At 71.2% G+C, this 16,638-nt stretch carries 18 protein-coding genes; 9 read left to right on the forward strand and 9 right to left on the reverse strand.

Going from position 1 to position 16,638, the window contains the following annotated elements; translation table 11 throughout:
- Positions 1-47: 47 nt before the first annotated feature.
- Both EIM48_RS00975 and EIM48_RS00980 read left to right on the forward strand, forming a co-directional pair.
- The gene (locus EIM48_RS00975; RefSeq protein WP_028915839.1) at positions 48-1,115 is read left to right on the forward strand and encodes a DUF2272 domain-containing protein; all 1,068 of its coding nucleotides are present in this window, start codon (positions 48-50) and stop codon (positions 1,113-1,115) included.
- 38 nt (positions 1,116-1,153) lie between these two features.
- Complete coding sequence (locus EIM48_RS00980) at positions 1,154-1,507, forward strand: DUF3301 domain-containing protein (RefSeq protein WP_019397749.1); 354 nt, start codon at positions 1,154-1,156, stop codon at positions 1,505-1,507.
- 39 nt (positions 1,508-1,546) lie between these two features.
- Here the strand turns inward: EIM48_RS00980 and EIM48_RS00985 are convergent, their stop codons facing one another.
- The 6 genes from EIM48_RS00985 to EIM48_RS01010 form a co-directional block, all read right to left on the reverse strand.
- Complete coding sequence (locus tag EIM48_RS00985; RefSeq protein ID WP_026010332.1) at positions 1,547-1,987, reverse strand: ClpXP protease specificity-enhancing factor; 441 nt, start codon at positions 1,985-1,987, stop codon at positions 1,547-1,549.
- 48 nt (positions 1,988-2,035) lie between these two features.
- Positions 2,036-2,671 carry a glutathione S-transferase N-terminal domain-containing protein gene (locus tag EIM48_RS00990; protein WP_026010333.1) on the reverse strand — a complete coding sequence of 212 codons (636 nt, stop codon included), beginning with the start codon at positions 2,669-2,671 and terminating at the stop codon, positions 2,036-2,038.
- 153 nt (positions 2,672-2,824) lie between these two features.
- Positions 2,825-3,568 (reverse strand): cytochrome c1, encoded by a 744-nt coding sequence (locus tag EIM48_RS00995; RefSeq protein WP_028915840.1) that lies wholly within the window; start codon positions 3,566-3,568, stop codon positions 2,825-2,827.
- A complete protein-coding gene (locus tag EIM48_RS01000; RefSeq protein ID WP_028915841.1) occupies positions 3,561-4,820 on the reverse strand; it encodes a cytochrome bc complex cytochrome b subunit in 1,260 nt (419 codons plus the stop codon). The genes EIM48_RS00995 and EIM48_RS01000 overlap by 8 nt, the downstream gene beginning before the upstream one ends.
- 3 nt (positions 4,821-4,823) lie before the next feature.
- Positions 4,824-5,441 (reverse strand): ubiquinol-cytochrome c reductase iron-sulfur subunit, encoded by a 618-nt coding sequence (petA, locus tag EIM48_RS01005; RefSeq protein ID WP_019397754.1) that lies wholly within the window; start codon positions 5,439-5,441, stop codon positions 4,824-4,826.
- 155 nt (positions 5,442-5,596) lie between these two features.
- A complete protein-coding gene (locus tag EIM48_RS01010; RefSeq protein ID WP_125108376.1) occupies positions 5,597-6,529 on the reverse strand; it encodes a lytic transglycosylase domain-containing protein in 933 nt (310 codons plus the stop codon).
- A gap of 124 nt (positions 6,530-6,653) precedes the next feature.
- Here EIM48_RS01010 and miaB point away from each other — a divergent pair, with 124 nt between their 5' ends.
- The 7 genes from miaB to EIM48_RS01045 all read left to right on the forward strand — a co-directional run bounded on the left by miaB (position 6,654) and on the right by EIM48_RS01045 (position 13,518).
- Positions 6,654-8,099 carry a tRNA (N6-isopentenyl adenosine(37)-C2)-methylthiotransferase MiaB gene (gene miaB, locus EIM48_RS01015; RefSeq protein WP_199728376.1) on the forward strand — a complete coding sequence of 482 codons (1,446 nt, stop codon included), beginning with the start codon at positions 6,654-6,656 and terminating at the stop codon, positions 8,097-8,099.
- 147 nt (positions 8,100-8,246) lie between these two features.
- On the forward strand, positions 8,247-9,239 hold the full coding sequence (locus EIM48_RS01020) for a PhoH family protein (RefSeq protein WP_019397758.1): 993 nt from the start codon (positions 8,247-8,249) through the stop codon (positions 9,237-9,239).
- 67 nt (positions 9,240-9,306) lie between these two features.
- Complete coding sequence (ybeY, locus tag EIM48_RS01025) at positions 9,307-9,798, forward strand: rRNA maturation RNase YbeY (protein ID WP_019397759.1); 492 nt, start codon at positions 9,307-9,309, stop codon at positions 9,796-9,798.
- A gap of 3 nt (positions 9,799-9,801) precedes the next feature.
- Positions 9,802-10,371 (forward strand): hypothetical protein, encoded by a 570-nt coding sequence (locus tag EIM48_RS01030; RefSeq protein WP_028915845.1) that lies wholly within the window; start codon positions 9,802-9,804, stop codon positions 10,369-10,371.
- A gap of 45 nt (positions 10,372-10,416) precedes the next feature.
- Positions 10,417-11,301: a transporter associated domain-containing protein gene (locus EIM48_RS01035; protein WP_019397761.1), complete on the forward strand. Its 885-nt coding sequence runs from the start codon at positions 10,417-10,419 to the stop codon at positions 11,299-11,301.
- On the forward strand, positions 11,301-12,470 hold the full coding sequence (locus EIM48_RS01040) for a DUF4105 domain-containing protein (RefSeq protein ID WP_019397762.1): 1,170 nt from the start codon (positions 11,301-11,303) through the stop codon (positions 12,468-12,470). Before EIM48_RS01035 ends, EIM48_RS01040 begins: the two co-directional genes overlap by 1 nt.
- Before the next feature lie 43 nt (positions 12,471-12,513).
- On the forward strand, positions 12,514-13,518 hold the full coding sequence (locus tag EIM48_RS01045; protein ID WP_125110899.1) for a magnesium and cobalt transport protein CorA: 1,005 nt from the start codon (positions 12,514-12,516) through the stop codon (positions 13,516-13,518).
- On the opposite strand, the gene EIM48_RS01050 is transcribed toward EIM48_RS01045, so the two are convergent.
- From EIM48_RS01050 to EIM48_RS01060, 3 genes are read right to left on the reverse strand one after another with little or no spacing between them, the layout of a single operon-like run.
- Positions 13,515-14,516, reverse strand: coding sequence for an ArsA family ATPase (locus EIM48_RS01050; protein ID WP_125110900.1), 1,002 nt, complete (start codon positions 14,514-14,516; stop codon positions 13,515-13,517). The genes EIM48_RS01045 and EIM48_RS01050 overlap by 4 nt on opposite strands.
- A complete protein-coding gene (locus EIM48_RS01055) occupies positions 14,507-14,785 on the reverse strand; it encodes a cory-CC-star protein (protein ID WP_125110901.1) in 279 nt (92 codons plus the stop codon). Before EIM48_RS01055 ends, EIM48_RS01050 begins: the two co-directional genes overlap by 10 nt.
- Complete coding sequence (locus tag EIM48_RS01060; RefSeq protein ID WP_125110902.1) at positions 14,785-16,473, reverse strand: carbon starvation protein A; 1,689 nt, start codon at positions 16,471-16,473, stop codon at positions 14,785-14,787. Before EIM48_RS01060 ends, EIM48_RS01055 begins: the two co-directional genes overlap by 1 nt.
- Positions 16,474-16,638: the final 165 nt, after the last annotated feature.

A 16,638-nucleotide genomic window follows, 5' to 3' on the forward strand; every position in this document is an offset into this window, starting at 1 on the left:
CGCCCACCGCCAGCGGCTAACCTCGGGGCCACGGGAAAGGAGTCCGCATGCGCCCCAACCTCCCCTGCCTGATCCTGCTCGCCCTGGCCGGGCTGCTCCTGGCCCCGGCGCCGGCCCGCGCCGCGGTCGAGGCCTGCGACCTGCCACCGCGCTATGGCGTCGAGCGCACCGCTGCTGCGGTGGCCCGGGTCGCCTGCCAGGAGTACCGGCTGTGGTACCGGCCCTTCATCGACAGCGAGGGCCGGGTGATCGCGCTGGCCCTGGGCGAAGGCGACCGCACCCGGCTCGCGGACGATGCCACCCCGGCCTGGCAGCAGGTCGCGCGCTACTGGCGCGAGAGCGGCACCCTGGCGCAGATGGGCGCGCTTCCCGGCGCCACCAGCTGCTTCCTGCCGCCGGGCGACCGCCACTACGACAGCGACTGCCGCGCCTTCCTGCTCGACCACCCCTGGTCGGCGGCGTTCATCTCCTGGGTCGTGCGCCGCGCCGGGGTGCCGAACTTCGCTGCCTCGCCGCGGCACATGGACTACATCGCCCAGGCCTACCGCGATCCGGAGCACAGCCCGTACCGCTACGCCGATCCGTTCGCGGACAAGCCCGCGCCGGGCGACCTGCTGTGCTTCCTGCGCGGGAACGACGAGGGCCGGGGCGCCGCGGGACTGCGCGCCGGCCTGTCCGGCAGCGGGCCACTGCCGCGGCAGTCGCACTGCGAGGTGGTGGTCGCGGCCAATCCCGGCGGCGACCGCACCCTCTATTCGATCGGCGGCAACGTGCTCAATTCCGTGGTGATGCGCCAGCTGCCGCTGGATCGCACCGGACGCCTGGAGCGCAGCGTCGCCGGCCTTGTCGGCGCCGGCCAGACCGCCGGCGCCGACTACGACGGCACCATGCCCGCGGCCGCCTGCGGCCCCGCCCGCCCGGAGGCCTGCAGCCTCAACCGGCGCGACTGGGCGGTGCTGCTGAAACTGCGGACGCAGGCGGAACTGGATGCGCTGTGGTCCGGCGCCCCGCCGGTGCCGGCAACGCCCGCACCGGCACCGGCGGCTGGACCGGAACCCGTTGCCGCGCCCGCATCCGGATCCACGCCACCGGACGCCACCGCGGACGGCGACTGACCGGTGCGCACGCGGCGGCGCTGGGCTAGAGTCCGCGCATGCCCAGCCTGATCCTGCTGATGATTGCCGGCGCCGCGATGGTCGCGTTCTGGAACGCGGCGCGCGCGGCGGCCGAACGCGCCGAGGCCCTCGGCCGCGATGCCTGCGCCGCCGCCGGCGTGCAATGGCTGGACCACAGCGTGCACGCCGCCGGCCTGCGCCTGTACCGGCGCGAGGACGGCTGGCTTGGCCTGGAGCGCACCTTCCGCTTCGACTATTCGCACGACGGCACCGACCGCCACAGCGGACGGCTGGTGCTGCGCGGCGGGCGCCTGGTGTCGTTCACCGGGCCCTCGTCCGGGGCCACGGTCGTTCCCCTGCCTGCGCGCGGCCGCGCCGGCCTGCAGGACTGAAACGGCCGCGCCGGCCAAGGGCCGGCGCGTGCATCGGGCTTACTTGACCACCCGCAGGTGCGGGCGCTTGCCGGCCGGCGGCGGTTCCGGCGCCGGGGGCGTGTCGTCCGGGCCGTCGTGCTCGTCGCTCGCCGCATCGGGTGGCAGGCCGGTGTCCTCGGGCAGGACCATGCCCTGCCCGGTCTCGCGCGCGTACACCGCCAGCACCGCGCTGACCGGCACGCTGACCGGCTGGCTGACGCCACCGAAGCGCGCGGTGAAGCCGATCCAGGCGTTGTCGATGTGCAGGCCGACCACGGCGCGGTCGGCGATGTTGAGCACCACCTTGCCGTCGCGCACCGCACCCGGCGGCACCTGGACCCCCGGCACCGACGCATCCACCAGGATGTGCGGGGTCATGCCGTTGTCGTTGATCCACTCGGTGAGCGCCCGCAGCAGGTACGGACGGTAGGAGGTCATGCGGGGGACGTCGTCGCTCATGCGGACAGTCTACGCGACCGCGGCGGCCGGGGGCCGCCGCGGCGCCGTTCAGACCGGAAGGTCGCGCAGCTTCCGTTCCTGCTCGGTGAGGCTGCGGGCGAAACCGGGGTTGCGGAAGATGCGGTTGCCGTAGTCCTCGATGGCCTTGCCGTCCTTCGGCAGCGGCACGTCCAGCGCCGGCAGGCGCCAGATGATCGGGGCCATGGCGCAGTCGGCCAGGCTCATCTCGGGGTTGAGGAAGAACTTGCTGGCCTTGAACAGCGGCAGCGACTCGGTCAGCAGCTCGCGCAGGCGCTTGCGGCCGGCCTCGGCCTGCTGCTTGTTGCCCAGCTGGATGGCCTGCACCTGCGGCACCCAGTCGTGCTCGATGCGCAGCATCGCCAGGCGCAGGCGCGCGCGCGACAGCGGGTCCACCGGCATCAGCGGCGGGTGCGGGTAGCGCTCGTCCAGGTATTCGCTGACCACCGAGGCGGCGTACAGCACCAGCTCGCGCTCCACCAGGGTGGGCACCGAGTGGTAGGGGTTGAGGTGGATCAGGTCCTCGGGCGGGTTCTGGGCATCCACCGCCACCAGGTCGTAGGTCACGCCCTTGGCCGCCAGGACCAGGCGTACTCGATGACACAGGACGTCATCGACGGAGGAAAACAAAGTCAGGGTATTGCGCATGCGCACGCTCGCTGCCATCTGGGCCTCCGACGACCGGGCTCCGCCGGTCGCACCAACGCCGGCGGCCCCTCGCCGCCGGTCGTGATAATCCCCCGAGTGTGCCGTTCCGGCGCCAAAAAGCGCAAGGCCGGGGGAGACCCGGCCTTGGCTGCGAACCCTGGAGGGGGGACCTCAGTGCACGTCCCGCCAGTATTCCTGCTTGAGCAGGTAGGCCAGGAACGAGAGCACCACCAGGAACAGGATCACCCAGATGCCGATGGCCTGGCGCTTGAGCGCAGCCGGCTCGCCGGCGTACTCCAGGAAGTTGGTGATGTCGCGCACCGCCTGGTCGAACTCCTGGGTGCTCACCTTGCCCGGGGAGGTCACCACCAGCCGCTCCGGATGGCGCTCGCCCGCCTCGTCCGGCTCGCCGTACTCGGCGTGCTGCAGGCCCTGCAGCTCCCACAGCGGGTTGGGCATGGAGACGTTCGGGAACAGCTTGTTGTTCCAGCCCAGCGGGCGGGTCTCGTCCAGGTAGAAGGACTTGAGGTAGGTGTACAGCCAGTCGGTGCCGCGCACGCGCGAGATCAGGCTCAGGTCCGGCGGCATCTTGCCGAACCACTTCTCGGCGTCCGCCGGGGCCAGCGCGACGTGGATCTGCTCGCCGTACTTGGCGCCGGTGAAGTTGAGGTTCTGCATCACCTCTTCTTCGGTCAGGCCGAGGTCCTCGCCCATGCGCGAGTAGCGCAGGTACTTCAGCGAGTGGCAGCCGGAGCAGTAGTTCATGTACAGCGCCGCGCCGCGCTGCAGCGAGGCGCGGTCGGACAGGTCGTTGCCGGCCTGCTGCAGCTGGCCGCCGGAGGCGGCCAGCGCGGAGGCCGAGGACAGCAGCCCGATCGCGGCCGAAGCCAGGAGTGCAATCCACTTCTTAGTCATGCGTCGTCACCCGTTCCGGCACCGGCTTGGTCTTGTCGATCTTGGTCCAGATCGGCATGGTCAGGAAGAACAGGAAGTAGTAGGCGGTCAGGAAGCGGCCGACGATGGTCTCGACCGGATCCGTGCCCGGGCCGGCGCCGATCTTGCCCAGCCACACGAAGCTGAAGGCGAAGCCCAGCAGCAGCGCCCAGGACAGCACGCCGCGGTAGCGGTAGGACTTGGCCCTGGAGCGGTCCAGCCACGGCACCGCGAACAGGATCGCGATCGCGCCGAACATCACCAGCACGCCGCCGAGCTTGTCCGGGACCACGCGCAGCATCGCGTAGAAGGGCGTGTAGTACCACACCGGCTTGATGTGTTCCGGGGTGACCAGCCTGTTGGCCTCGGTGAAGTTGTCGTGCTCGAGGAACCAGCCGCCAAACGCCGGGGCGAAGAAGATGATGAAGGCCGCCACCAGCAGCATCAGGCACACGTAGAAGGTGTCCTTCACCGTGTAGTACGGGTGGAACGGCACGCCGTCGGCCGGCGCGGTGGGCGACCAGCGGTTGCCCTTCGGGCCCTTCTTGATCTCCACGCCGTCGGGGTTGTTGGAACCGACCTCGTGCAGCGCACCCAGGTGCAGCACGACCAGCAGCAGCAGCACCAGCGGCAGCGCGATCACGTGCAGGGCGAAGAAGCGGTTGAGGGTGGCGTCGGAGGGCAGGTAGTCGCCCATGATCCACTCGGTCAGGCCGTTGCCGATCACCGGGATCGCGCCGAACAGCGAGATGATCACCTTGGCGCCCCAGAACGACATCTGGCCCCACGGCAGCACGTAGCCCATGAAGGCCTCGGCCATCAGCACCAGGTAGATCAGCATGCCGAGGATCCACACCAGCTCGCGCGGCTTCTGGTACGAGCCGTACATCAGGCCGCGGAACATGTGCAGGTAGACGACGATGAAGAACAGCGAGGCGCCGGTGCTGTGCATGTACCGGATCAGCCAGCCCCACTCGACGTCGCGCATGATGTACTCGACCGAGGCGAAGGCTTCCGCCGCGCTGGTCTTGAAGTGCATCGTCAGGAAGATGCCGGTCACGATCTGGTTGACCAGCACCACCAGCGACAGCACGCCGAAGATGTACCAGATGTTGAAGTTCTTCGGCGCGTAGTACTCGGACATGTGCTTCCGGTACATCGGCGCCAGGGCCGGCGCGCGCGCGTTGACCCAGTCCATCACGCCGGTGGCGGCGCGGGTGAAGATGTTGGCCATGGCTTATGCCCCCTGCGGATCGACGCCGATGACGATGGTGTTGTCGTCGGCGTAGTGGTGCGGCGGCACGACCAGGTTGGTCGGCGCCGGCACGCCCTGGAACACGCGCCCGGCCATGTCGAAGCGGGACTTGTGGCACGGGCAGAAGTAGCCGCCCTTCCACTCCGGGTCGTACGGCTCGGGCTTGATCTCGGCGGCCATCTCCGGCGAGCAGCCCAGGTGGGTGCACAGGCCCACCAGCACCGAGATCTCGGGCTTGAGCGAGCGCAGCACCGGGTTGGCCTGGCGCACGTACTCCGGCTGCTGGTCCGGATTCTCCGACTGCGGGTCGCGCAGGCGGCCGTCCAGCGTAGGCAGTGCGTCGAGCACGGCCTTGGAACGCTTGACGATCCAGATCGGCTGGCCGCGCCACTCCAGGATCAGCCGCTGGCCCTCCTGCAGGGCACTGATGTCGGCGGTCACCGGGGCGCCGGCCAGCTTGGCCCGGGCGCTCGGGTTCCACGACTTGATGAACGGCACTGCGGCGAAACCGGCGCCCACGGCCCCCACCACGGCGGTGGTGGCGGTCAGGAACCGGCGTCGGCCCGTGTTCACGGGCGCTTGGACCTCATCGTTGGCCATCCGGCACTCCGAAAATCTTCAGCTGGTAGCGTTGGCTGCCCGCGACCATGGCTGGTCGCAAAAGACAGGGAAGTGTAACGGAACGCTTAATGGGCCGACAATGGCGGCCTGTCCCTCGCATGCTGCGTCCCGGTCGCATGCCCGTCCCCGCGGCCTCAGCGCGCCGCCAGCACGCCGCGGTAGCGCTCGGCCAGCACGCCCACGCGCTGCACGTAGCGCTGGGTCTCGCTGTACGGCGGCACCCCGTTGTAGCGGTCCACCGCGCCCTCGCCGGCGTTGTACCCGGCCGCGGCCAGGGTCAGGTCGCCGTTGTAGCGCTTCAGCAGCCAGGCCAGGTACTGGGTCCCGCCGCGGATGTTCTGGCGCGCGTCGAAGCTGTCGCTGACCCCGAAGCGCTGGGCGGTGGCCGGCATCAGCTGCATCAGTCCCTGGGCACCGGCGTGCGACAGCGCCATCGGGTTGAAGGCCGATTCGGCGTGGATCACCGCCCGCACCACCGCTTCCTCCACCCCGAACTCGCGCGCGGCCGCGGCGATCTCGTCGCGGTAGGCGTCGGTGTTCAGGCGCACGGTGGCGAAGCTCACCCCCGGCTGGACCGCGCAGGCGTAGCAGGTCTCCATGAAGCTGTAGGCCACCGCGCGCACGCCGCTGGCGCCGGAACCGCGGGCCGGGGGCCGGCTGCTGAAGTGGCGCACCCCGTCCTTGACGTAGGAATAAACCTGGCCGCTGACCCGGCGCCGGGGCGGCGTGGCCGCGGTCGCGGGGCTGGCAGCGGATGCCGGGGTGGTGATGGCCGCCGGGACCAGGGTGGCCGGTGCGGCAGCCGTACTGGCCGTACTGGCCGTACTGGCCGTACTGGCCGTACTGGCCGTACTGGCCGGGGCGGCCGCGGGCGGCGCGGCGGGCCTGGGGCTGCGGCGATCGGGCGTGAAATGGCTGGCCACGGCGCAACGGGCGCCGGGCACGCGCTTGGTCACGTAGCTGGATACACCGTCACTGCCGACGCACCGGTATACGGTGCCCGCGCTGGCCGGAAGCGCAGCCAGCCCGAGCAGCAGCAGGACGGCTGCCTTCCCCAGGTTCCCCATGGGCCGGGAGTATCCCGGCTGCCGGCCGCCTTGCCAAGTCGCGGGCCGTCAAACCGGGGCGCCGGTCCGGCTTCGCGGCTACAATGCCGGCCCCTGCCCGCCTGGATTAACCGCCATGACCGGGATGACCGCCACGCCGGAGCGCGCTCCGGACGCCGCCATCGCGCCCGCCACCACCCCCGCCCCGTCCCTGGTCCCGCTGCCGGGCGCCGCCTCGCGCGCCATTCCCGGCGGGGCCCGCGGCAAGCTCTACATCAAGACCCACGGGTGCCAGATGAACGAGTACGACTCGGCCCGCATGGCCGACGTGCTCGCCGAGCACGAGGGCCTGGAACTGACCGACAACCCGGAGGAGGCCGACGTCGTCCTGGTCAACACCTGCTCGATCCGCGAGAAGGCCCAGGAGAAGGTGTTCAGCCAGCTCGGCCGCTGGAAGGCGCTCAAGGACGGCGGCCGCGACGTGATCATCGGCGTCGGCGGCTGCGTGGCCTCGCAGGAAGGCGAGGCGATCATCCGCCGCGCGCCCTACGTGGACCTGGTGTTCGGTCCGCAGACCCTGCACCGCCTGCCGGAGCTGATCCGCGCCCGGCGCGAGCAGAAGCGCCCGCAGGTGGACATCTCCTTCCCGGAGATCGAGAAGTTCGACCGCCTGCCCGAGCCGCGCGCCGAAGGCCCCAGCGCCTTCGTCTCGATCATGGAGGGCTGCTCCAAGTACTGCAGCTTCTGCGTGGTGCCCTACACCCGCGGCACCGAGGTCAGCCGCCCGTTCGAGGACGTGCTGGTCGAGGTCGCGCAGCTGGCCGCCCAGGGCGTGCGCGAGATCAACCTGCTGGGCCAGAACGTCAACGCCTACCGCGGGCCGATGGGCGAAGGCACGGACGAAGTCGCCGACCTTGGCCTGCTGATCCGCACCATCGCCCAGATCGAGGGCATCGGCCGCATCCGCTTCACCACCTCGCACCCGCTGGAGTTCTCCGACTCGCTGGTGGAGGCCTACCGCGACGTGCCGCAGCTGGCCAACTACCTGCACCTGCCGGTGCAGTCCGGCAGCGACCGCATCCTCAGCGCGATGAAGCGCGGCTACACCGCGCTGGAGTTCAAGCAGAAGATCCGCAAGCTGCGCGCGGTGCGCCCGGACATCTCGATCAGCTCGGACTTCATCGTCGGCTTCCCCGGCGAGACCGACGCGGACTTCGAGAAGACCATGAAGCTGATCGAGGACGTGGGCTTCGACCAGAGCTTCTCCTTCATCTATTCGCGCCGCCCCGGCACCCCGGCCGCGGACCTGCCCGACGACGTCAGCGACGAGGTCAAGCATGCGCGCCTGGCGCACCTGCAGGCCACGATCAACGCCAATGCCGCGCGCATCTCCGGGGCCATGGTCGGCACGGTGCAGAAGGTGCTGGTGGAAGGCCCGTCGAAGAAGGACCCGGCCGAGCTGACCGGCAAGACCGAGAACATGCGCTCGGTGAACTTCCCCGGCAATCCGCGCCTGGTCGGCCAGTTCGTGGACGTGCGCATCACCGCGGCCCTGACCAACTCGCTGCGCGGCGAGGTGGTGGTGGCCTGAGGCCTCTGGCGCGGCGGCCCGTCCGCCGGCCGGGGCACCACCGGCGGGAGCGGGGTTTTCACTGGCTCCGCTACCTGCCCCGCGCTAACCTTTCCGCCCCCGACCGAACGGCGCCCGCGCGTCCCGCGCGCAGGCCGCGCCCCGCCGATGACCACCCCGACCCAGCGCGACTTCACCCTCGAACCCGCCGACACCGAGCGCCTGGCCAACCTGGCCGGGCCGTTCGACCAGCACCTGCGCCAGATCGAACTGCGCCTGGGCGTGGAGATCGCCAACCGCGGCAACGTGTTCCGCGTCACCGGCCAGTCCGAGGCGGTGTCGCGCACCGAGCACCTGCTGCAGGCGCTGTACGCGGAGGCCGGCGAGACCACCTTCGACAGCCACGCCATCCACCTGCGCCTGAACGAGGCCAACGTCGACCGCATCGACGAGGTCGGCTACCAGCCGCAGGAGGTGACGGTGAAGGTGCGCCGCGGCACCATCCGCGGCCGCGGCGCCAACCAGGCCCGCTACCTGCATTCGATCGCCACCCACGACATCAACTTCGGCATCGGCCCGGCCGGCACCGGCAAGACCTTCCTGGCCGTGGCCATGGCGGTGGACGCGCTCAACGAGTCGCGGGTGCAGCGCCTGGTGCTGGTGCGCCCGGCGGTGGAGGCCGGCGAGAAGCTCGGCTTCCTGCCCGGCGACCTGACCCAGAAGGTCGATCCCTACCTGCGCCCGCTGTACGACGCCCTGTACGAGATGCTGGGCGTGGAGAAGGTGGTCAAGCTGCTGGAGAAGAACGTCATCGAGATCGCGCCGCTGGCCTACATGCGCGGCCGCACCCTCAACGACGCCTTCGTGATCCTGGACGAGGCCCAGAACACCACCATCGAGCAGATGAAGATGTTCCTGACCCGCCTGGGCTTCGGCTCCACCGCGGTGGTCACCGGCGACATGACCCAGGTCGACCTGCCCAAGCACGTCAAGTCGGGCCTGAAGGACGCGATCGAGGTGCTGCGCGGGGTGGAAGGCGTGAGCTTCACCTTCTTCGAGGGCCGCGACGTGGTCCGCCACCCGCTGGTGGCGCGCATCGTCAACGCCTACGACCGCCGCGACCGCGAGGCCCCGGCCCGGCAGGAAGAGGAACGCGGGTAGGCGCCGTGCTCGCGGCCGCGGCCGCCGCGCGCGATACTGCGCGTCCATTCCCGTCGATCCTGCAGCCATGACCAAGGGCCCCGTCCGTCTCGATGTCGCGGTGAGCTACGCGGTGCCGCGCGCCGGCGTGCCCGCCGCGCAGAGCTTCCGCAAGTGGGTGGCCGCCGCGCTGGCCGGACGCATCCGCGAGGCCGACCTGGCCATCCGCATCGTCGACGCGCCCGAGGGCCAGGCACTCAACCGCCACTACCGCGGCAAGGACTACGCCACCAACGTGCTGAGCTTCCCGGCCGAGCTGCCGGAAGGCCTGCCCAAGGGGGTCAAGTTCCCGCTGCTGGGCGACCTGGTGATCTGCGCGCCGGTGGTGGCGCGCGAGGCGGCCGAGCAGGGCAAGGCCCTGGCCGCGCACTACGCCCACCTCACCGTGCACGGCACCCTGCACCTGCTGGGCTGGGACCACGAGGACGACAAGGAGGCCGAGGCCATGGAACAGCTGGAGCGGGAGATCCTCGCCAGCCTGGGGCTGCCGGACCCGTACGCGGCCGAGCGCGGGGACTGAGCCGTGTCCACGCGCCTCCCCGCCGCCGCCCTGCTCCTGGCCCTCGCCCCGGCCGCCGCCGCCGATCGCCCCGCCGCCCCCGACCTGGGCGCGCTGATCGAGTGCCGCGGCTCGTACGAAGCGTTCATGCAGCTGGCGCCGGTCCAGGCCGACCCGCTGGCCGCGGTCGCGCTCGGCTGGCGCCCGCAGGCCCAGGCCAACCCGTTCATGCTCGAGTACCGGCTCAACACCCCGGTCGAGGTGTTCGGGCACCGCACCGACCACATCGCCCTGGCCGGCGACGCCATCCTCGCCGTGCTCGACCTGGGGGACCCGCGGGTGCTGGCGCGGGAACTGCGCCTGGAAACCGGGATCGACACCCCGCAGAAGGCCCTGTTCGGGCTGGAGGTGCGGGCCGAGGAGGTTGCCGCGGAGGACGGCGGCTGGATCGAGTCGGCCGTGATCAACGTCTCGAACGTGGATTCCCACCCGGGCAAGACCCTGGCCGGCTGCAGCTACAGCCGCGATCCGCTGGAACCCGGGGAGCCCGCGCCTGCGACCGGCGCCTCGCCCGGCGTCGCCCTTCCACGCTAGACTGGGACCCAACGCCCCCGCATCGGGGCGCCGTTTCCACCCCAGATGTCAGAAGACGACAGTAGCAGCCACCACGCTTCCGAGCCGCACGAGCGGCGACGCAACTGGCTCGAGCGCATCAGCGCCGCCTTTTCCGGCGAACCCGACACCCGCGAGGACCTGGTCGCCCTGCTGCGCGACGCCCAGGGCAACGGGCTGATCGACGCCGACACCCTGCGCATGATGGAAGGCGCGCTCTCGGTCTCCGAGCTGACCGTGGGCGACGTCATGGTGTCGCGGTCGCAGATGGTCTCGCTTTCGGCCGACGCGCCCTTCTCCGAACTGATCGCCCAGGTGGTCGAATCCGGCCACTCGCGCTTCCCGGTGCACGGCGAGGACCGCGACGAGATCCTCGGCATCCTGCTGGCCAAGGACCTGCTGCGCGGCGTGGCCGCCAACCGGGGCCCGTGCGAGATCAACCCGCTGCTGCGTCCGGCGGTGCTGATCCCCGAATCCAAGAAGCTCAACGTCCTGCTCAAGGAGTTCCGGCTCTCGCGCAACCACATGGCGATCGTGGTCGACGAGTACGGCGGCGTGGCCGGCCTGGTCACCATCGAGGACGTGCTGGAGCAGATCGTCGGCCAGATCGACGACGAGCACGACGAGGCCGCCGACGACAGCGCGCTGATCGCGGTGCAGGCCGACGGCCAGTACATCGTCGACGCGCTGACCCCGATCGGCGACTTCAACCAGCGCTTCGGCGCGGACTTCCCCGACGACGAGTACGACACCATCGGCGGCCTGGTGACCGAGGCCATCGGCCACCTGCCCGAGGTCGGCGAGGAGCTGACCCTGGACCGCTTCGCGTTCCGCGTGATCCGCGCCGACGCGCGTCGGGTGCGCGCCTTCCAGGTCGGCGTGCTGCCGGCCGAGACGGTGGACGGGCACTGATGCCGGCGCGTGCCTGGGCCGCCCTGCTGCTGGCCGGCCTGCTGGCGCTGCTGGCCCCGGTGGCCGCGGCCGCGCCCCGCATCGGGGTGCTGACCATGCAGCCGGGCGAGGTGTTCTTCGAGCGCTTCGGCCACGACGCCATCGTCGTGGCCGACCCGGCCAGCGGCGAGGCGGTCTCGTACAACTTCGGCTACTTCGACCCGACCGAGCCGGACTTCGTCGCCCGCTTCGTGCGCGGCGAGATGATGTACATGCTGGTGGCGCTGCCGCTGGAGCAGGACCTGGAGCAGTACCGCCAGTCCGGCCGCGGCGTGACCCTGCAGTGGCTGGACCTGGAGCCGGAACAGGCGCGCGCGCTGGCCGCAAGCCTGGCCGAACGCGCCCGTCCGGAGAACGCGCGCTACCGCTACGACTACTTCACCGCCAACTGCGCCACCCAGGTGCGCGACGCGCTCGACCAGGCACTGGGCGGTGCGCTGCGCAGCCAGCTGGCGGGACGTTCACGCGGCAACACCTACCGCAGCGAGGCGGTGCGCCTGGCGCGGCCAGCGCCGTGGATGTGGCTGGGCTTCGACCTCGGGTTGGGCCCGTACGCCGACCGCCCGCTGTCGCGCTGGGAGGAAGCCTTCGTGCCGATGCGCCTGGCCGACAGCCTGCGCGAGGCGCGCCGGGCCGACGGCCGCCCGCTGGTGCTGTCCGAGCACGAACTGCTGCCGCACCTGATCGCTCCCGAGCCCGTGGAGCGCCCGCGCCGGGTGTGGCCGTGGCTGCTGGCCGGCCTGGCCGGTGCCGCCGCGATCCTCGCCCTGCGCCGCCGCCCGCGCGCGCTGGCTGCCTTCGCCGCGCCGCTGTGGCTGCTGTGCGGCATCGGCGGCGCGCTGATGGCCTTCATCTGGCTGGGCACCGCGCACGAGGCCGGCTGGGCCAACCGCAACCTGTTCCTGCTCGACCCGCTGTGCCTGCTGCTGCTTCCCGGCGCCTTCGCCCTGCTGCGCGGACGCGTGCCCGGGCGCTTGTTCCGGGCGTTGCCGTGGGGCGTGGCCGCGATCGCCTGCCTCGGCTGGGTGCTGCAGTGGCTGAGCCTGCAAGCGCAGTCCAACCAGCCGTGGATCGCGCTGCTGCTGCCGCTGCACCTGGCCCTGGCACTGGCGCTGGGCCGCCGCGCCTGAGCCGGGCTTGCCGGCGGCACGGGCAGCCCGCAGGATGCCGCGCATGAGCACGCCCTCGCCCCTGCCCGCCTGCGTCCTGGCCTGCGCCTGGTACGACGGCGACGGCCAGCGCCAGGACCTGTCGCTGGAAGAGGTCGGCCAGCGCATCGTCGGGCAGGCCCCGGGCTTTGCCTGGATCGGCCTGTACGAACCGGCGCACGAGATCCTCGCCCGGCTGCAGGCCGCGCTGGGCCTGCACCCGCTGGCGGTGGAGGACGCGGGCAAGGCGCACCAGCGGCCCAAGGTCGAGGCCTATGGCGACACCCTGTTCCTGGCCGCGCACACCGCGCAGATGGACGGGGGCCGCATCGCCTACGGCGAGACCCACGCCTTCCTTGGCCGGCGCTTCCTGCTGACCGTGCGCCATGGCGCCTCGCTGTCCTACGCCCCGGTACGCGCGCGCCTGGAGCGCGAGCCGGAGCTGCTGCGCCCCGGGCCGGCGATGGCGCTGTACGGCGTGCTCGACTTCATCGTCGACAACTACGCCCCGATCGTCGATGCCCACCGCGACACCCTGCACGCGCTGGAGCGCGACATCTTCTCCGATACCTACCGCCGCGAGATCGTGGTGCGCCTGTACGACCTCAAGCGCGAACTGACCAACATGCGGGTGTCGGTGTCGCCGCTGCAGGACGTGCTGGCCCAGCTGGTGCGCAGCCAGGCGGCGCAGGGCCAGCTGGTGCCGGAGGACGTGCGCCTGTACCTGCGCGACGTGCACGACCACGTGGTGCGGATCAACGACGCCATCGACAGCCTGCGCGACATGCTCGGCACCGCGCTGAGCGTGAACCTGTCGCTGGTCACCCTGGCCCAGGGCGAGACGGTCAAGCGCCTGGGCGCCTGGGCCGCGCTGCTGGCCGCGCCGACCCTGGTCACCAGCTGGTACGGCATGAACTTCGCGCACATGCCCGAGCTGGCGCCGCGCTGGGCCTACCCGGCGCTGGCGGCCGGCGTGGGCCTGGTGTGCGTGGTCCTGTACCGCCTGTTCAAGCGCGCGCGCTGGCTCTAGCGGCCACCCTCCAGCATCGCCGCGAAGGCCGCCAGCGCCTGCTCGCCGACCACGTCGCCGGCCAGCAACGGCAGCTCCTGCAGCGGGATTTCCGGCAAGGCGGTGCGCAGCGCCTCCAGGTGCACCTGCTCCTGCCTGCGGCGCTCGGCCAGCAGGCCGCCGCCATCGGCCGGCGAACGCCGGTTGACCACCAGCGCCGCGACCTCGATCCCGGTCCTGGCCAGCTGCGCCTGCAGCTCGATGGTCTCCAGCACCGGCAGCCGCTCGGCCGCCAGCACGATGGCGAAGGCGGTGGTGGCCCGGTCGGCCAGCACCTGGCGCATGTGTTCGAACAGGTGGCGGCGCCGCTGCAGCACCGCGCGGATTTCCTGGTCGCGCGCGCCCGGATCGGCCGGCCCGCGCGCCCCGCCGCCGAGTGCACGCGCCGCAACGCCATCGTCGCCGCCGAGGTGGCGCAGCACCTGGCCGAAGTGTTCGCTGCGCGACTGCCGCCGCAGCAGTCCGTCGGTCCATGCCGCCATCATCTCCGGCAGGGCCATCAGCCGCGCCGTGTGCCCGGACGGGGCGGTATCGAACACCAGCAGGTCGTGGCGCGACAGGCCGTCCTGCAGCAGCCCGGCGATGCGCTCGAGGATCGCGGCCTCATGCATTCCCGGCGCCTCGCGCGCCAGCTCCAGGTGGCGGTCGACCTCGCCGGAAAGATGCGGCGGCATCAGCCGGCGCAATGCCTGGCCTACCTGCCGCAGGTGTGCATCGACCGTGCTCTCCGGATCGATTTCGACCGCCTCCAGGTTCGGCGACAGCGGTACCGGTTCGCCGCCGACGCGCCGCTGCCACAGGTGGCCGAGGTTGTGCGCCGGGTCGGTCGACACCAGCAGCACCCGGCGCCCGGCGCGCGCCTGGGCCAGGGCCACCGCCGAGGCGACCGTGGTCTTGCCCACGCCCCCCTTTCCACCGACGAACAGGATGCGGCGCGACGCCGCCAGCCTCAGCAGCATCCGACGTGGTCCAGCGGCGAGCGCTCCATGCCCATGCGCCGGTGCCAGTCGTGGAAGCGCTCGTACAGCACAGGCATCAGTTCCAGCGTGTACCACGCCGCCGGATTGGGCAGGCCCAGCGCCTCGGAGCAGACCAGCAGCATGAACAGGTCGTCCTCGTCGCGCCGGGCGCGGGCGAAGGTGCGCCGGTATGGCGCGGCGTAGAACTCGGCGAGGAGTTCCGAAAGCCGCGCCAGCGGCGAGCCCGTGCGCGCGCCGTGCCCGGCCATCATTCGCGCTCGGTGGCCAGCGTGCCGTCAGGCGCCGCCGCCGGGTCGCGGCCCTGGCGCATGGCCAGCACGGCCTCGAACGAGACCCACAGCGCGGCCACCAGGATGACCACGTCCATGCCCAGCAGCAGCCAGTTGCCCTGGTCCAGGAACGTGCGCAGCTGCACGACGAGGGCGTACACCGACATCAGCAGCAGGAACGCCAGCGGCACCAGGGTATAGACCGGATTGCGGCCCTTGCGGACCAGGATCACCGAGACCACGGCCAGGGTGAGCGCGGCCAGCAGCTGGTTGGTGGTGCCGAACAGCGGCCAGATGACCATGCCGCCCGCGCCGTCGCTGCCGGCGCCGAACGCCAGGGCCATGCACACCGCCAGGGCGACCAGCGTGCCGAGGAGGGTGCCGACCTTGAACCCGGCCAGCTCGGCCGCTTCCTGCACCACGAAGCGCTGCAGGCGCAGGCCGGTGTCCATGGTGGTGGCGGCGAACAGGATGGCCATGGTCGCCAGCATGGTCGAACCCAGCTGCTCCGGCAGGCCCAGGCCCCGGACCAGCAGGTTGTCGCCGCCGTCGACGAAGGCGGTGACGCCGCCGGCGCCGAACTTGCTGTAGATCTCCTGCCAGTCCACCAGGGTGGCGAAGCCGGCGGTGCAGCACACGATCGCCGCCAGCGAGAGCATGCCCTCGCCGACGGCGCCGAAGTAGCCGACGAAGCGCGCGTCGGTTTCCTTGTCCAGCTGCTTGGAAGTGGTGCCGGAGGCGACCATGCCATGGAATCCGGAGATCGCGCCGCAGGCGATGGTCACGAACAGCAGCGGTACGATCGACGGCGTGCCTTCCGGAACCGCTTCGTTGAAGGCCGGCGCCACCACGGTCGGCGCGGCGAACACCACCGCCAGGTAGAGGATGGCCAGGCCCACGAACAGCTGCAGGCCATTGATGTAGTCGCGCGGCTGCAACAGCACCCATACCGGCAGCAGGGATGCGATGCCGGCGTACAGGAACAGCAGCACGATCCAGGTCGAGCGCGGGCTCATGCCCAGCACCGACTCCGGCAGCACGACCGGGTAGCTGTTGCCGATCAGGATCAGCGAGTACAGGACGATGACGCCGCCGATCGAGGGCCACAGCAGCCCCATCTTCCAGCGGTAGATCATCTGCCCGATCACCAGCGCCACCACGATCGCGCCCCAGACCGGGATCACCGAAGTGGGCGTGGACACCAGCAGGTTGGCGATCACCACCGCGAAGGCCGCGTTGACCATCAGCAGCAGCAGGAAGATCACCACCAGGAACAGGTTGCGCCCGCGGCGGCCGATGTAGCTGCCGCTGAGCATGCCCATCGACTTGCCCTTGTTGCGGGCGCTGGCCCACAACGCGCCGAAGTCGTGCACGCCGGCGAAGAATACCGTGCCCAGTACCACCCACAGGAACGCCGGCCCCCAGCCCCAGATCACGGCGATGGCCGGACCCACGATCGGGGCCGCGCCGGCGACGGAGGTGAAGTGGTGGCCCCAGAGCACGAAGCGGTTGGTCGGGACGTAGTCCACGCCGTCGCGCATGGTGTGTGCCGGGGTCGGATAGTCCGCCTGCAGGCGGTAGACCTTCTCGGCGATGAACTTGGAGTAGAAGGCATAGCCCAGCGCCATCGCGCCAAGCCCGATCAACAACAGGACGATCGCATTCACGGTTACGCTCCCTGTCCGAACGGCCGTCCGAGGGTAACCCGTCCGCCGCCGCCCGCGTCAACGAAGCCGTGCTGCGCCGCAACACCCCCCCTTGCCCCGTCACCTGCCCTGAATCCGCCTAAGACCAAAGTTGCAACGGTGCGCGGCGCATGGCGCATTGACCCT

It is taken from the genome of Pseudoxanthomonas sp. SGNA-20, assembly GCF_003931635.1.
In the GTDB taxonomy this organism is placed as follows: domain Bacteria; phylum Pseudomonadota; class Gammaproteobacteria; order Xanthomonadales; family Xanthomonadaceae; genus Pseudoxanthomonas.

Coding starts and splice junctions, on each gene's coding strand:
- EIM48_RS00975 (WP_028915839.1), top strand. CDS start 48: ATGCGCCCCAACCTCCCCTGCCTGATCCTGCTCGCCCTGGCCGGGCTG.
- EIM48_RS00980 (WP_019397749.1), top strand. CDS start 1,154: ATGCCCAGCCTGATCCTGCTGATGATTGCCGGCGCCGCGATGGTCGCG.
- EIM48_RS00985 (WP_026010332.1), bottom strand. CDS start 1,987: ATGAGCGACGACGTCCCCCGCATGACCTCCTACCGTCCGTACCTGCTG.
- EIM48_RS00990 (WP_026010333.1), bottom strand. CDS start 2,671: ATGGCAGCGAGCGTGCGCATGCGCAATACCCTGACTTTGTTTTCCTCC.
- EIM48_RS00995 (WP_028915840.1), bottom strand. CDS start 3,568: ATGACTAAGAAGTGGATTGCACTCCTGGCTTCGGCCGCGATCGGGCTG.
- EIM48_RS01000 (WP_028915841.1), bottom strand. CDS start 4,820: ATGGCCAACATCTTCACCCGCGCCGCCACCGGCGTGATGGACTGGGTC.
- petA (WP_019397754.1), bottom strand. CDS start 5,441: ATGGCCAACGATGAGGTCCAAGCGCCCGTGAACACGGGCCGACGCCGG.
- EIM48_RS01010 (WP_125108376.1), bottom strand. CDS start 6,529: ATGGGGAACCTGGGGAAGGCAGCCGTCCTGCTGCTGCTCGGGCTGGCT.
- miaB (WP_199728376.1), top strand. CDS start 6,654: ATGACCGCCACGCCGGAGCGCGCTCCGGACGCCGCCATCGCGCCCGCC.
- EIM48_RS01020 (WP_019397758.1), top strand. CDS start 8,247: ATGACCACCCCGACCCAGCGCGACTTCACCCTCGAACCCGCCGACACC.
- ybeY (WP_019397759.1), top strand. CDS start 9,307: ATGACCAAGGGCCCCGTCCGTCTCGATGTCGCGGTGAGCTACGCGGTG.
- EIM48_RS01035 (WP_019397761.1), top strand. CDS start 10,417: ATGTCAGAAGACGACAGTAGCAGCCACCACGCTTCCGAGCCGCACGAG.
- EIM48_RS01040 (WP_019397762.1), top strand. CDS start 11,301: ATGCCGGCGCGTGCCTGGGCCGCCCTGCTGCTGGCCGGCCTGCTGGCG.
- EIM48_RS01045 (WP_125110899.1), top strand. CDS start 12,514: ATGAGCACGCCCTCGCCCCTGCCCGCCTGCGTCCTGGCCTGCGCCTGG.
- EIM48_RS01050 (WP_125110900.1), bottom strand. CDS start 14,516: ATGCTGCTGAGGCTGGCGGCGTCGCGCCGCATCCTGTTCGTCGGTGGA.
- EIM48_RS01055 (WP_125110901.1), bottom strand. CDS start 14,785: ATGGCCGGGCACGGCGCGCGCACGGGCTCGCCGCTGGCGCGGCTTTCG.